The 13887-nt window shown below is 35.2% G+C and carries 16 protein-coding genes; 11 read left to right on the top strand and 5 right to left on the bottom strand.

Translation table 11 applies throughout. From position 1 onward, the window contains the following. Window positions 1-213: 213 nt before the first annotated feature. The gene (gene istB / locus LGQ02_RS11710) at window positions 214-963 is read right to left on the bottom strand and encodes an IS21-like element helper ATPase IstB (RefSeq protein ID WP_226514556.1); all 750 of its coding nucleotides are present in this window, start codon (window positions 961-963) and stop codon (window positions 214-216) included. Beyond that, window positions 960-2510 carry an IS21 family transposase gene (gene istA / locus LGQ02_RS11705; protein WP_226514555.1) on the bottom strand — a complete coding sequence of 517 codons (1551 nt, stop codon included), beginning with the start codon at window positions 2508-2510 and terminating at the stop codon, window positions 960-962. Before istA ends, istB begins: the two co-directional genes overlap by 4 nt. Before the next feature lie 146 nt (window positions 2511-2656). On the opposite strand from istA, the gene LGQ02_RS11700 reads away from it, so the two are divergent. The 4 genes from LGQ02_RS11700 to LGQ02_RS11685 all read left to right on the top strand — a co-directional run bounded on the left by LGQ02_RS11700 (window position 2657) and on the right by LGQ02_RS11685 (window position 5631). Further along, on the top strand, window positions 2657-3007 hold the full coding sequence (locus LGQ02_RS11700) for a hypothetical protein (protein WP_226514554.1): 351 nt from the start codon (window positions 2657-2659) through the stop codon (window positions 3005-3007). A 218-nt stretch (window positions 3008-3225) separates the two neighbouring features. Next, the gene (locus LGQ02_RS11695) at window positions 3226-3714 is read left to right on the top strand and encodes a hypothetical protein (RefSeq protein ID WP_226514553.1); all 489 of its coding nucleotides are present in this window, start codon (window positions 3226-3228) and stop codon (window positions 3712-3714) included. A gap of 199 nt (window positions 3715-3913) precedes the next feature. Beyond that, a complete protein-coding gene (locus tag LGQ02_RS11690; protein WP_226514552.1) occupies window positions 3914-4111 on the top strand; it encodes a hypothetical protein in 198 nt (65 codons plus the stop codon). Window positions 4112-4500: 389 nt separating this feature from the next. Next, window positions 4501-5631 (top strand): YibE/F family protein, encoded by a 1131-nt coding sequence (locus LGQ02_RS11685; RefSeq protein WP_226514551.1) that lies wholly within the window; start codon window positions 4501-4503, stop codon window positions 5629-5631. 54 nt (window positions 5632-5685) lie between these two features. Here LGQ02_RS11685 and LGQ02_RS11680 read toward each other — a convergent pair whose 3' ends face one another. Together LGQ02_RS11680 and LGQ02_RS11675 are read right to left on the bottom strand one after the other, a co-directional pair. Next, entirely contained in the window at window positions 5686-5868 is a 183-nt protein-coding gene (locus tag LGQ02_RS11680; RefSeq protein ID WP_226514550.1) for a hypothetical protein, read from the bottom strand. 128 nt (window positions 5869-5996) lie between these two features. After that, entirely contained in the window at window positions 5997-6269 is a 273-nt protein-coding gene (locus LGQ02_RS11675; protein ID WP_226514549.1) for an HPr family phosphocarrier protein, read from the bottom strand. 263 nt (window positions 6270-6532) lie between these two features. Here LGQ02_RS11675 and LGQ02_RS11670 point away from each other — a divergent pair, with 263 nt between their 5' ends. The 4 genes from LGQ02_RS11670 to LGQ02_RS11660 all read left to right on the top strand — a co-directional run bounded on the left by LGQ02_RS11670 (window position 6533) and on the right by LGQ02_RS11660 (window position 7652). Continuing rightward, entirely contained in the window at window positions 6533-6862 is a 330-nt protein-coding gene (locus LGQ02_RS11670) for a toprim domain-containing protein (protein WP_226514548.1), read from the top strand. A 187-nt stretch (window positions 6863-7049) separates the two neighbouring features. Then, window positions 7050-7181, top strand: a complete 132-nt coding sequence (locus tag LGQ02_RS21315; RefSeq protein WP_264183979.1) for a hypothetical protein — start codon at window positions 7050-7052, stop codon at window positions 7179-7181. Between the two features lie 82 nt (window positions 7182-7263). Then, window positions 7264-7419 carry a hypothetical protein gene (locus LGQ02_RS11665; protein ID WP_226514547.1) on the top strand — a complete coding sequence of 52 codons (156 nt, stop codon included), beginning with the start codon at window positions 7264-7266 and terminating at the stop codon, window positions 7417-7419. An 80-nt stretch (window positions 7420-7499) separates the two neighbouring features. Then, entirely contained in the window at window positions 7500-7652 is a 153-nt protein-coding gene (locus LGQ02_RS11660) for a hypothetical protein (protein ID WP_226514546.1), read from the top strand. Between the two features lie 568 nt (window positions 7653-8220). On the opposite strand, the gene LGQ02_RS11655 is transcribed toward LGQ02_RS11660, so the two are convergent. Next, a complete protein-coding gene (locus tag LGQ02_RS11655; protein WP_226514545.1) occupies window positions 8221-9639 on the bottom strand; it encodes an alanine/glycine:cation symporter family protein in 1419 nt (472 codons plus the stop codon). Window positions 9640-9913: 274 nt separating this feature from the next. Here LGQ02_RS11655 and LGQ02_RS11650 point away from each other — a divergent pair, with 274 nt between their 5' ends. The 3 genes from LGQ02_RS11650 to alr all read left to right on the top strand — a co-directional run bounded on the left by LGQ02_RS11650 (window position 9914) and on the right by alr (window position 13725). Continuing rightward, entirely contained in the window at window positions 9914-11167 is a 1254-nt protein-coding gene (locus LGQ02_RS11650; protein ID WP_226514544.1) for a PucR family transcriptional regulator, read from the top strand. Between the two features lie 121 nt (window positions 11168-11288). Then, a complete protein-coding gene (gene ald, locus LGQ02_RS11645; RefSeq protein ID WP_226514543.1) occupies window positions 11289-12419 on the top strand; it encodes an alanine dehydrogenase in 1131 nt (376 codons plus the stop codon). A gap of 94 nt (window positions 12420-12513) precedes the next feature. After that, window positions 12514-13725: an alanine racemase gene (gene alr / locus LGQ02_RS11640; protein ID WP_226514542.1), complete on the top strand. Its 1212-nt coding sequence runs from the start codon at window positions 12514-12516 to the stop codon at window positions 13723-13725. Window positions 13726-13887: the final 162 nt, after the last annotated feature.

Raw genomic sequence — 13887 nt, 5'->3', positions numbered from 1 at the left:
GATTTGTTATCGAAGTAGTTCTTGATCACTTTTCTGGAACCCTGCCAAATATCCTCCTCCGTCCAAGTTTGAGGAAAAGGCTCCTCACTATAGACACTCAAAAGCTCTGCTTTTAGTTCTTTAGGAAATGGATACCAGGCTTTGTATCCACTCCAATAATAGTATTCTTCTATCTTTCGCAGTTCCTTTCTCGTTAGAGTCGCCATCTTCAACTTACCCACCTAATCCATGACGCTCACGCATAGAAACATCTCCGTCTATCAGAATTTGATAGGAGTCATGGATAATACGATCAAGAATTGCTTCCGCAATTGTTTCATTCCCTAACTTTATATGCCATCCACTAGGGTCAATTTGTGAACAGAAAATCGTCGAAGCAGCTTTATGACGAGATTCTGTAATTTCTAATAGGATTGCTGCTTCATCCGTTGATAGGTCTGTCAGTAACCATTCATCAAGGATGAGTAAATCTACTTTCTTATATTTTTTGATCAATTTCCGGTAGCTGCCGTCTGCGGCTAATTTTGCGAGAGACAGTTCATCCAATAATTCCGGTAAGCGAATGTATTTAACATTATAAAATTGGCGACAAGCAGATACTCCAAAAGCCGTTGCCAAAAATGTTTTACCGGAACCAGTAGGTCCTTTCAATATGATGTTGTGACTGCTTTGGATATAGGTGCAGCCGGCCAGTTTTAATATCAAATCTTTATCTAGTCTTCGATCTTCATGATATTCCAAATCTTCAATACATGCATTTGAATTCAAAAAAGTTGCTGTCTTAATCAAGCGTTGGAGCTTATTACTCTTACGACGGGAATGTTCTAAATCGACGAGTAAACTAAAACGTTCTTCGAAACTCATCTTTTGAAATTCTTTATTTGATGATTGTTCCTTATAAGCTTCCGCCATTCCGCTTAATTTCATTTCGTGTAATTTAGTTAGTGTTTGTTCATTCATCATTTACCCGTTCCCCCGTAGTAAGAAGCTCCTCGCGTGAAGCCATGATTATTTTTGCTGATATCTGTTTGGCGTTTCAATTCTTGCTCGGCATCATTTTTTTTATTGTTCTTTAAAATCGTTTGAATACTTTTGACCGTTGGTCTTTTAGTCATAGAAATGACCATTTTACATGCACGTTCAATTTCATATTTAGTGTAACGGCGCTCAGCCTTTTTCAATGAAAATATGGACTGTAATGCCTGTTTTTCATTTTGTGAAGTATCTAAAAGATAGCGTATGACGCTCAAGGTTGATGCTCCGATAGTTTCAGCCCATTCCATTGCAGCCTCTGGCGTTTGATCCACGTATAACTTATGATTATCAGGCATGTGATCACGAATGGTGGAAGATTGTCCAAACTTCCCGTATAATCGTTTATGTGATGCCACACGCATATGATTGAAAAAGACTTCAACGAGGTGATCTGAAAGCTTCACCTCTACTTCTCGATTAATATATTCGTAGGGTACAGAATAAAACATGCTCTCGATGGAAAGATGATAATCAGGACGTACTTTTGTTTTTTTCCATTCAGACATTTTATATGGTGCAACTGGAAGGGGAGAAAGGGCAAATTTCTCCTCTTCTTCAAATGCTGATAAACGAGATCCTTTTTTTCTAGTAAAAGGACGCTGATTAAATTCATCTAATTTCTTCCGAACTTCCTCGTTCAATTCATCAATACTAAAACAATGTGTATTTCTTAATGCTGCGATAATCCATGTAGAGATAACTCCAACAGACCCTTCAACACTTGCCTTATCTTTTGGGGTACGAACCCGTGCAGGCATTACAACCGTATTGTAGTAGTCAGCCATTTCCCTATAAGTAGGATTTAAAATCAATTCACGAGTGGTATGTTTTGTCACACTCGTTTTAAGATTGTCTGGTACTACAATTTGCGTAGAGCCTCCAAAATACTTATACGCATTATTGTGAGCAGTAATCCATGACTGTGAATCCATCGATAAGGTTGCTTCCGCATAGGAGAATTGACTACACGGTAGTGTCGCAACGAAAACATACGTTTTAACCTTCTCCCCAGTATCTCTATCAATGATGAAGGCTGTGGACCCTGCCCAATCAACTTCCATTATCTCGCCTGGTTTTCTGCGTATACGCAATGTAGCTTTATACTTGTCTGCGTACCTACTATAGTGACGCAAGAAACTCCGGTACGAATAAGGAATCTTTTGATTCGCTCGACATTCAGCTTCATACTCATGATGAAGAAGTGAAAGTGTCACATTAGGCTTGGCCAACTCTTCATGAATATAATCAAAGTTCAATGGTTGCCGGCCTGAAGCTTCTAATGTTTTCTCTGGAAAAAGAAACTCCTCAATCCATTTATCCGTCATTTCTTCCTCTAACGGACAAACCAAACCCTTTTTTTCGGCTAGGTTAATTACCTCTGTTACTTTTTGACGAGAGTTACCTGTACTTGCGGTAATGCCCCTAAGGCTGATCCCCTCATCGTGCAATTCCAATATCTTTCGATAATGAATCATACAAAAATACCTCCTACATAAATAATGGCACACCCGCAGGTGTGCTCAATAATTATACAGAAGGTGAAGTGGTAAATACCTTGGCACTTACTGGTACATTCTTTGTCATTCAGTGGTAAGAACTATGTCACTGGTGGTACATTTTGTTGGCTGTAATCAATAATAGCAATGAGGATAGTGACAAACCTTTTATACTATCAACATCATATGATTCTGTTGAACCTGAACATGAAGAGCTAGTCGATGAGTGGCTATCGGAAATAGTAGTAAAAGATGATTCTGGGGTTTTAAATTTCAGTTTAAAAGATGAGGGTTATGAATACATTTATGCCAAAGGATTTAATGATGCTGAAGTATCATTTATTTATCATGAAAGACATTCCAAAGGTAAATTAGAGACGGTTTTAAAAACTGGAGATATTAATGATTCTCTATTAATTCAAGTGAAATATAATAATGAGATTTGTTGCAGTGGTATTGGCATAGTGACAGAGTAATTACATTTTGATGTTTTTAAAAGAAGATTTTTCCTAGTGCTTGTGTCACTAACGGGTAAGCGTTAGTAAAATTTTGAGTTGCAACGTTGAAGCTCATTTTTTGTGCCAATAATCTGGAAAATGATGTTAAACTAAAGGCGAGGATGCTTTAATAAAATTTCTTTATAAGTGAACCGCTTTTGCACTTTTGTCGTCTTCATAAAAAAGGGATGTCGGGAATGAAGTTTAGTATAAAAATTTTAACACTTACCATTATAGGACTTATAGCTATTATAGGGTGTTCCGATAATACTCAAGAAACAAACAATAATAATGAACCAAACGAAAACGTAAGCCAATTACGAAAACCACCGAATTTATACATGGTTGTTGGGGAGGAAACAATAAACCCAGTACTTGGCTCGCATAGTTGGACTTTTGAGCATAGTGATGGGACCACAGAAAGTATTGAAGCTGACTCTTATTCCCCTTCAATAATTGTTGAAATGAGAGAGCCACAAAAAGTAGATGCAAATACGGATATATCTTTTGAATTTGAAACCACACCAAAAACCTATCAAGCAAGAGAATGGGATACTGAACATAATGTTTTAGGGTCAAATAATGAATTAGACCTTTCAATTCATGAGGGAAAAAAGATTTTTGAGATTCTTGCTAGTTGGGAACAAGGTACTGCAAGTTATGTTTTTTACTTGGATATTGAATAAAAGTTCTTCAAAAAACGGGTGCGTTAGTAAAATTTCGAGTTGCAACGTTGCAGCTCATTTTTTGTGCCAATAAAATGGAAAATGATGTTAAACTAATAGGGAGTTTCATTCAATAAAGAGGTATGTTCGGTACATTCTCTTATTAAACTTTATAAAAAAGACTGTAACAAATATTTGATAATATGTAGGGGGTGAGAATTTGAAAGATTTAAATGCTATTGCACTACTATTATATATTCCAGCTATTGGTACACTAATTTTTGGGATACTTGTACTAATAATGTTTGATATGGGTGATGGTTTGCACCTATTAGTGCTTGCAGGTAGTTTATTTGGTGGTTTTCTTTTATTAGGTATAGCCGAAATTATTAGACTTCTTTCAAAAAAACTCGTCTGAATGATCAAAATGAGTAAATAATCTTAAACAAAGCAACATACATAGCCAATTAGTTACTGCGCATCAGGGACTTGATGCGTAAGAATCATAAGGTGCCTGGTATCGGAACGTTTGTTGAAGAGGTGAATAATTAAGATGTCGTAACAATATTTACAAGTGATTCATTCAAAAACCCTAAATGTATGGCTTTTTTACATTCATATAAATTACTGTTAATTCTTGCATTTCTGAATTTTTATTGCAAAAGTATGTTCAAGGGCATTACCATATTATGTACTTTAACAATAGAATTTCACAGTACTTTTCCTCATTCAATCATAATTACTTTAGTCTATTAATATATATTTACTAGATTAATAGTTAAATGTTTGAAAGAGAGGATGTTACTTTTGGGGAAAAAACGAATTTTCCAATTAATTCTTTTATTTATTTTCTTGATATATGGTAGTGATCAAGTAACTGCGGACAATGAGGATTCTACTGAAACTCTTCTACCAACTGCTAAAGTATTAGAAATTGTTGAAGAGAACTATGGATCAAATGTTTTCAATGGTATTCAATTACAGTATCAATCTGCGAGGGTTGAGATATTAGATGGTCAGTTTGAAGGTGAAATATTATTAGCGGTTAGTGAAAAGTATCTGCCTAATGGAACAGGTAATGATGAAAATGAATTTTGGCTTAATAAAAATGATGAAGTTGTAGTTGAGCTTGTTATTGTCGATGGAGAAATTATTAAATCTGAGGTAATGAGTCATACGAGAGATTCCTCAACCATTGCTCTTGTTGTTGTACTCGTCGGTTTACTATTAATTTTTGGTCGAAAACAGGGGATTAAATCCATACTCACATTAGGTTTTACATTATTTCTGATTTTTAAATTTATGATACCACTCTTATTTGCTGGGTATTCACCTGTCTACTTAGCGATTACTACAGGTTCAATCGTTACAATTGTTACTTTTATTATTATAAGCGGATTATCGAAAAAAACAGTTGCAGCCATACTTGGAACAATTGGGGGACTTGCTTCTGCAGCTTTTATCTCGATTTTGTTTTCACAATTAATGCGATTGACGGGTTACCATAGTGTAGATGAACAAATGCTCGTCACACTTTCACACGATGGAAGTTTTGATTTAAAAGGAATATTATTGGCAGGTATCATTATCGGTGCTGTAGGAGCAATTATGGATGTAGCGATTTCTATTGCTTCATCAATGGAAGAAGTTAGAAGAACGAAACCGTATATTAAAAAAAATGAATTACTTAAATCAGGGATGAATGTTGGTAAGGATATTATGGGAACGATGGCAAATACGTTAATCTTAGCATATGTAGGTGCAGCACTTCCTATTTTAATGATGTTGTATAGTTATGAGAGTACACTTTCGCAGGTTATACACATGGAGTTTTTAGCTGTTGAAATATTAAGAACAGCTGCGGGGAGTATTGGTTTAATCTTATCTATTCCAATTACAGCAATTGTGGCTTCTGCATTTATAAAAACAAAAAGGTGATTCAATAGCCTGAACCTCAATAGGATGAGATTCAGGCTTTGTGTATCACTTTTTTTAAAGGATGATAAATAACGTGATGATATAAACAGCGATGAGTGAAACCCCAGTACTTAGAAAAATCGTTGATAGCTGCTTCCTTTTATTTTTCAAAAGAAAGAGTATACCTAAGCCGCCAAATAATCCTGCTAATAAAAATAATCCTATACCTAAAAATACAATAATGATTTCTGACTCCATATTATATCTCCTTGATGTTATATTAATGCTTTACTGTTATTACTATAATCGATATCGCGTAAAACATAAAGAATCAATTATCAATTATTGGATATATGATAAAAACGCACCTATTGTTTAATGTACCTTTAGTTGAATGATACGGTCTTCTCAAGGAGTTTTATAATATCAATAATTTCGGAATCAGCATGTTCACCTATGACATTGACAATAAAGTGTTCACCAACTTTTGCAGTCAAGAGTACTCTCATCATACTCGTAATACTATTGCCATTGAATTGTTGATTGTGTTTATTGATGTATACTTGGCTTTTAAACGAACGATTTAACTGAACAAATTCGATAACCTCCTGAAAAGAAACTCTTTCAGTTTGTATATTTAAAACAGTATTTCTTTCCATGAGACCCCTCCAATAATTGACTTAATCAAATCATACGGAATAACTATGCGTGATTTCTACATTATTGTTAGAACATCTACCGTTCATTTCGATAATTGTATAACGTTAATGATTCATTGCTGAACAACATATATATGTAATAGACCCTATTTAATGCAGTTGATGTTCGTTTATTTCTTATGGTAACTTGCAAATAATAGTCATTACATGAAAGATGAAGGTTTATATACGAAATAAAAGGTGAAAAAAGGGATGAGGATAACATGGTTGATAAAGTTTTAATTGTTGAAGGTACGAGTGATCGTAAACGAGTAAAACGAGTACTTGATGAGCCAGTAGATGTTATTTGTACATACGGAACGTTAAGTGACGAAAAACTTGAAACCTTAATTTTGCCAATTGAAGACCTTGATGTTTATATTCTCGTTGATGCAGATGAAGCAGGTGAAAGTTTGCGAAAGCAATTAAAAAGGGAATTGCCAAATGCCACTCATTTGTACACACAGAAAGGGTATGGGCAGGTTGAAACCACTCCAGTTGAATACCTTACTCAAGTGTTACGAGGACACTTTGATGTAAAAGAAAAGCTTTAGCATATACAGGAAAAGGTCAGGTGATCGTCCATAAAAGAACGGTGTTTTTTCACTGTTCTCCACACACTTAGTTGAGGTTGGGTGTTATTGATTTAAGAAGAATAAATCATGTTTAAAAACATCACAATATAAGTGAATGTTTGAAAGCAAGCTATACACAAAATCATAAAGGACGGGGTGGGGTATAATGACAAATCGTAATGATAATCGTAAACAGCCTCATACTGGAGGGCATAATGCAAGCGATACAGAATTTGCAATTGAGCATACACAAAGTAAAAAAGAAAGAAAAAGAGCTGCAAGAAAAAATAAGAAATAATTGTTGTATAAAATGGATAACCACTACTTTATAATGGTTGTCTATTTTTATTAAAAACAAAAAAGAGAAGGGAGAATATCCTTTGGAAAAAAATAAAACAAAGGACTCCGTGTTAAATGTGTCGGGGAGCTTTCAAATATCCTCTAACAAACAACAAAAAGATGTAAAGAAAGTAGAAAATGACAAAAAATTAGATGAAGGATCGATGTATTATGCTAGGCTTTTTATGGAGGATTAAAGGTGAAATCATTGCTTCTGCATAAGGAAATGGACATTTGAAAAAAATAAGGTTGATCAATTTTGAAGGAGGTCCAAAATTTGGGACGTGGAAAAAGCTTAAATCATAAAAAAAAGAGTCACCCTGGAGATTTTCCTAAAGGAAGCGAAAGACAGAAATCAAAACATAATTCACATGAAAAAGAATATTTAGTGACGGATGAAGCATTTAAAAACCGTGTGAGGGATGAATAAATTCCTCGAGACATGATTTTTAAAATATTGCTTACACTAATCGTTCCTATCATGATTAAGTAACGGTAACCACCCAAAATACGCTTGGGTGGTTATATATTTCGTGATAACAAATAATCGATTTAGAAAACAGTAAAGTTAGTTAATAAGTATGATATTAAAGGGACAAGAAGTTGGGGGTTAGGAAGGTACACAGATGTGGAGTTATTAGCTTTATTAAAATGAAGGATGACCAATAGAAGAAAACAGGAAGGTGAATTGTTTAGTCGTCTTCTTCACCATTGTATTGGGCAAGACAATTACTCATCGAGAATTAGTAGAAACATGCACATAACTAGTAGGATACTCATTTTTTTTAATTCAATTAAAATGCTCCAAAAAGCGTTAGGTGGGGACTCCAGCAGGAAAAGCACGAGCCGAAAATCACCCAAAACACATGGAATGAGTTTTGGGAAGTTGAGGCCGTGCCTGCGGAAAGCGTCCGCCTAACGCGATTTGAGTTATACTTATCAAGCTGTACTTAGCTATAAAAAAACGAGGCTGCCACTTTTGGACAGCCTCTTTCTATTTAACTAGCTTTTTTCATATCAACAGAAGCTGCTTTATAATGGTTTGTAAAGTAGTCATTCGTTTCACGAACAACGACCTTACTTAATAGAATTAAAGCAATTAAGTTAGGAATCATCATAAGTGCGTTTGCCATATCAGCAAATGCCCATACAGTTGTTAAGTTAGCTACTGCACCCATTCCACATGCAAGAATGTACACTGCACGATATCCACTAATTCCTTTTGAACCTGCAATATATTCAAAACATTTTTCTCCGTATACGTACCATCCGACGATTGTTGAAAATCCGAAGAAAATGATAGAGAATGCAACAATATATTCACCGACAACACCTAAAACAGAGGCGAACGCTGCACTTGTCAATGCACCACCGTCAAGACCAACTGCATCGTGTGCGATTCCAGAGATTTGTCCACCCGTTGGGTCCCAAAATCCAGAAATAACAAGGACTAATCCAGTCATCGTACAAACAATGATTGTAACGATAAACGTACCTGTCATTGCAACTAGAGCTTGTTTTACAGGATGGTCAGTTTTCGCATTACCTGCAATAAGTGCTGCTGTACCAAGACCTGCTTCATTTGAGAATATACCTCGAGCAACACCGTTACGTATTGCTTCAGAAACGACCACACCTACAAAACCACCAGCTGCTGCAACTGGGTTAAATGCATAGTAAAAAATGGTTTGGAATGCAGGAATAATTTGGTCAAAATTAACGAGAAGAATCAGCATTGCACCTGCAATATAAAACACTGCCATAATAGGCACAAAAAATCCTGCAACAGCACTAATACGTTGTAATCCACCAAAAATAATTAACGCAGCTAGTCCTGCAAGTAAAACACCTGTAACAATATTACTAACACCAAAAGAAGTTTCCATAACATCAGCGATCGTGTTTGATTGTACGCTATTACCAATCCCTAGTGCAGCAAATGCGCCAAATATAGCAAAAGCAATAGCTAACCATTTGAATTTCTTACCTAAACCTCTTTCAACATAATACATTGGCCCACTAGAATACTCACCATTTGCATTTTTGACACGATATTTCATCGCCAGTAAAGCCTCAGCATATTTCGTTGCCATACCTAAAAGACCTACGATCCACATCCAAAAGATTGCACCTGGCCCACCTAGGGTAATTGCAGTTGCAACCCCGGCGATATTACCATTTCCGATTGTCCCAGCTAATGCTGTCATTAAAGCTTTAAAGTTACTAACATCACCTTCATCTTTTGAACTAGATTGACCTTCTTTCGTAAATGCTAGTTTAAAAGCGTAGAATAGCTTCCTAAACTGAAGCCCTCTTAACATGACCGTTAAGAGAAGTCCGGTTCCAAACAGTAGGATTAAACTTGGTGTACCCCACAAAACACCATTAATTCTGTCTAAAATTCCTAGAATATCCATTTGTTGTTCCTCCTAAATATGATAGCGCTTTCAAGGGAAGTGTGTACTGATTTTAACATTTTAGTGAACAATGATGTGTTGTAATATTATTAAAATATAATATCAGATTTTTGTGCAATATAACAAATAGATTATAAGATTCGGAATAATTTATATCATTTCTCTTCGAGTGATATAGAAATGAGAACAGAAAAAAGCTAGTATGTTCGATTATTTTTAGTTACAATTATATAAGAAGTATTTCGTTTTACTTATGTGTTTGAGGAGTTTTTTCATGAATGAAAATCAATTAGATTATGACCCATTTAAAGGGTCGTTTGGAAGTTTAGAAAACTTAGTAGATAAAATTAGTGACGTGATGGAATGTCCAGTAACCATTGAAGACGCCAACCACCGTCTATTAGCATATAGTTCACATGATGATCGTACAGATTCTGCAAGAATCGCCACGATCATGGGGCGAAGGGTACCAGAAAATGTTATTAATAGCTTATGGAAAGATGGGGTTATTCCAACCCTTAATAAAAGTGAAGACCCAATTCGTATTTCAAAAATTACAGGTGTCGGTCTAGGTAATAGAGTGGCAATAGCTATACGGACAAAAACTGAAATCTTAGGTTATATATGGGTGCTCGAAATCGATAACAAACTTTCAGAAAAAGAATTGCTGTTATTAAAAAAAGCTGCACAATCTGCAAAGAATCAGTTATTACAGTTAAAGGTGCGTAAGAAGAAGAAAGAAGAAGGCCATAAAGAGTTTTTCTGGCAACTTTTAACAGGAGATTTGAAATCTCATGAAGAAATAATAGAAAAGCTAGAACGATTAAATATTCGACCACCAACACCAATAGCTGTGATTGTTTTTCAATTTGATCATGAGATCACTGACAAAATTGAATCCGATATTTCTTATATGATTAAAACAACGCAGCAAGTTCAGGTGACTTTTCATGTCATTGACCGTAATGATTTCATTTTATTATGTTCACCCCTACCTGTTCATAAAGGGAAATTATGTGCAAAAGAATATATTGATGAATTCATTTCACAGATGAATAAGCGATTTAAAATCGATCAAATTAAAGGTGCATGTGGCAATTGTTACGACAATTATGAAAAAATTGAAGCAAGTTATCAGCAAGCACTAACACTATTACGATTGAAACACAAATTTCCAGATGATGTCGGACATACTCATACGTATCAAGAGTTAGGAATATACAGGTACCTTGATGTTCTTCTGCAAAAAAACCAAGAAGACTATTATGAAAATACAGCCCTTGAAAAATTAAAAAACTACGATAAAATTCATAAAACTCACCTTTTAGAATCGTTAGAAGTTTTTTTAAATTATGATAGTAATGTTAATGAAGCATCTAAACAATTGCATGTACACACGAATACATTAAATTATCGGTTAAAAAGAATATCCGAAATTAGTGGGATTGATTTAAAAAGCCCGAATCAAAAAATAGCATTATATTTGGACCTTAAACTTACCAAATTAAAAAAGAGACCCTATTTGTAGAATTTCACAAACGGGGTCTCTTTTTTTGTGTGTTTTTAATAATGAAAAATACAATATGAGAATTTATACTTTGAATGTCACAAGATATAAAATGTTTTTTATTAAGGGAGGATACTAAATTATGTTAATTGGAGTACCTAAAGAAATTAAAAATAACGAAAACAGAGTTGCGATTACCCCATCAGGTGTTGATGCGTTAATAAAGTCTGGACATGAAGTAATTATTGAAACGAATGCAGGAATTGGAAGCGGTTTCACGAATGAAGATTATGTTCAAGAAGGTGCTAATATTGTAGATACAGCGAAAGAAGCTTGGTCTGCTGAAATGGTTATGAAAGTAAAAGAACCATTATCATCAGAATATGATTATTTTAGAGAAGGTTTAATCCTCTTTACTTATTTACACTTAGCTGCTGAACCTGAGCTTGCTCGCGCGTTAACGGAAAAAGGAGTAACGGCTATTGCTTATGAAACGGTAGAACAAAATCGTACGTTACCACTTCTTACACCAATGAGTGAAGTAGCTGGACGTATGTCGACACAAATTGGCGCACAATTTTTACAAAAATACAATGGTGGTAAAGGTGTGCTATTAGCAGGTGTACCAGGAGTACAACGTGGAAAAGTTACAGTTATTGGTGGAGGCGTTGTAGGTACGAACGCAGCGAAAATGGCGATTGGTCTAGGGGCGAAAGTTACTATTATTGACTTAAACCCTGAAAGACTTCGTGAATTAGATGATATTTTCGGAAATGACATTCAAACATTAATGTCTAATCCATTAAATATTGCACAAGCTGTTGCGGATTCCGATTTAGTTATTGGTGCCGTATTAATTCCTGGAGCAAAAGCTCCAAAACTTGTAAAAGAAGATATGATCGCAGCAATGACTCCAGGGTCTGTTATTGTAGACGTTGCAATTGACCAAGGTGGAATCTTCGAAACAGTAGATCGTATTACAACGCATGATAACCCAACATATGAGAAGCATGGCGTAGTTCACTATGCAGTTGCAAACATGCCAGGGGCGGTTCCAAGAACTTCTACAATTGGACTGACTAATGTGACTGTACCTTATGCTCTACAAATTGCAAATAAAGGTGTAAATAAGGCAGTTGCTGAAAATCCAGCTCTTAAACCAGGAGTGAATGTTGCATCAGGCTATATTACTTATGAAGCTGTAGCAAAAGATTTAGGGTATGAGTATGTTTCTGTAGAAGAAGCACTAGAAAAAGTAGCATCTGTGAACTAATAAGGAAACCAACGGAAAATCCCCATTTCATTTATGTGAACGGGGATTTTCCTTTATATTAACGAAATTCATACTATTCAGTAAGGGGAAGCAGATGAGTAGAGTAAGTTATAGACAAACTTGGGTCGAAGTTTCGTTAGATGCTATTTATCAAAATGCACAAACCTTTAAACGTAATCTATCGGAACGAACGAAATTTATGGCTGTAGTAAAAGCAGATGGGTATGGGCATGGGGCAGTTGAAGTAGCAAAAACTGCAATTGCAGCAGGTGCCGATGCACTTGGAGTTGCTTTTCTAGATGAAGCACTTGTTTTACGTAAAGCGAATATAAAAGTACCTATCCTTGTTTTAGGGTACACACCTCCTGAATCTTGTGAGGATGCCGTTTTGAATCAAATTACGATAACGGTATTTTCTGATGATGTGGTTGATGAATTAGCCCATGTTACGGAAAAGTTAAATACTAGAGCATCTGTTCATTTAAAAGTTGATACAGGTATGGCAAGAGTTGGCGTTACATCAAAAGAAGCGGCTTTTTCTTTAGCAAAAAAGATTAGCATTCTTAAAAATGTTGAGTTAGAAGGAATTTTTACGCATTTTGCAAATGCGGATAGTATCGATTCTACATATACGAATACGCAATTTGATAAATTTAAAGAGGTCTATCAGTATTTAGAAAAGAATAATATACGAATACCCATAAAGCATTGTTGTAATAGTGCAGCAACGATGAGTGGTCGAAAATATCATTTAGATATGGTTCGGGTTGGAATAAGTCTTTATGGTTTATATCCATCAAATGAATTGAAAAACAGTAGCTACCGATTAGAGCAAGCAATGACGTTTAAAACCAAAATTTCAGCAATAAAAGAGGCGAGTGAGGGGGACTTCATTAGTTATGGTTGTACATTTGAAATGAAGCAAGATGGTATGATAGCTACAATTCCGGTAGGATATGCAGATGGATTTTCAAGGGCTTTATCAAATCAAGGGGAAGTTTTAGTTGATGGTACGCGTGTTCCCATTGTTGGAAGAATTTGCATGGATCAGTCCATGGTTGATGTAAGTTTTATGAATGAGGTGTTTGTTGGAGAAGAAGTGACCGTCTTTGGTAGCTCGAATAAGAATTTTATTTCTATTGATGAGATCGCAGTACAAATGGGAACGATTAATTATGAAGTCGTCTGCCTAGTAGGAAAACGTGTTCCGCGAGTCTATATAAAGGATAACGATCTTTTTTCCTTTAAAAATAACCTATTAGAGGTGGAGGAAAGTGAGAAGGTTAAATCATTAAGTTTCATTTAGTAACAAGTGAATCAATTTCATAATTCCGTTTTCTGCGCAATGAAACGAATGATATGATAATTTTTTTCATTAAATGTACGTTTGATTTGTACTATCAGAATTTATAAATTTATGGTCGATAGTATAACGGCAACTAAGGCTTTCGCCATTTAGACTTGGCGA

The organism is Bacillus shivajii, from assembly GCF_020519665.1.
GTDB lineage: Bacteria > Bacillota > Bacilli > Bacillales > Salisediminibacteriaceae > Bacillus_CA > Bacillus_CA shivajii.
This window is presented reverse-complemented; position numbering and strand designations above follow the sequence as displayed.

Excerpts from the sequence above, each read along its gene's own strand:
- istB (WP_226514556.1), bottom strand. The coding sequence starts at position 963 with ATGATGAATGAACAAACACTAACTAAATTACACGAAATGAAATTAAGC.
- istA (WP_226514555.1), bottom strand. The coding sequence starts at position 2,510 with ATGATTCATTATCGAAAGATATTGGAATTGCACGATGAGGGGATCAGC.
- LGQ02_RS11695 (WP_226514553.1), top strand. The coding sequence starts at position 3,226 with ATGAAGTTTAGTATAAAAATTTTAACACTTACCATTATAGGACTTATA.
- LGQ02_RS11680 (WP_226514550.1), bottom strand. The coding sequence starts at position 5,868 with ATGGAGTCAGAAATCATTATTGTATTTTTAGGTATAGGATTATTTTTA.
- LGQ02_RS11675 (WP_226514549.1), bottom strand. The coding sequence starts at position 6,269 with ATGGAAAGAAATACTGTTTTAAATATACAAACTGAAAGAGTTTCTTTT.
- LGQ02_RS11670 (WP_226514548.1), top strand. The coding sequence starts at position 6,533 with ATGGTTGATAAAGTTTTAATTGTTGAAGGTACGAGTGATCGTAAACGA.
- LGQ02_RS21315 (WP_264183979.1), top strand. The coding sequence starts at position 7,050 with ATGACAAATCGTAATGATAATCGTAAACAGCCTCATACTGGAGGGCAT.
- LGQ02_RS11655 (WP_226514545.1), bottom strand. The coding sequence starts at position 9,639 with ATGGATATTCTAGGAATTTTAGACAGAATTAATGGTGTTTTGTGGGGT.
- LGQ02_RS11650 (WP_226514544.1), top strand. The coding sequence starts at position 9,914 with ATGAATGAAAATCAATTAGATTATGACCCATTTAAAGGGTCGTTTGGA.
- ald (WP_226514543.1), top strand. The coding sequence starts at position 11,289 with ATGTTAATTGGAGTACCTAAAGAAATTAAAAATAACGAAAACAGAGTT.
- alr (WP_226514542.1), top strand. The coding sequence starts at position 12,514 with ATGAGTAGAGTAAGTTATAGACAAACTTGGGTCGAAGTTTCGTTAGAT.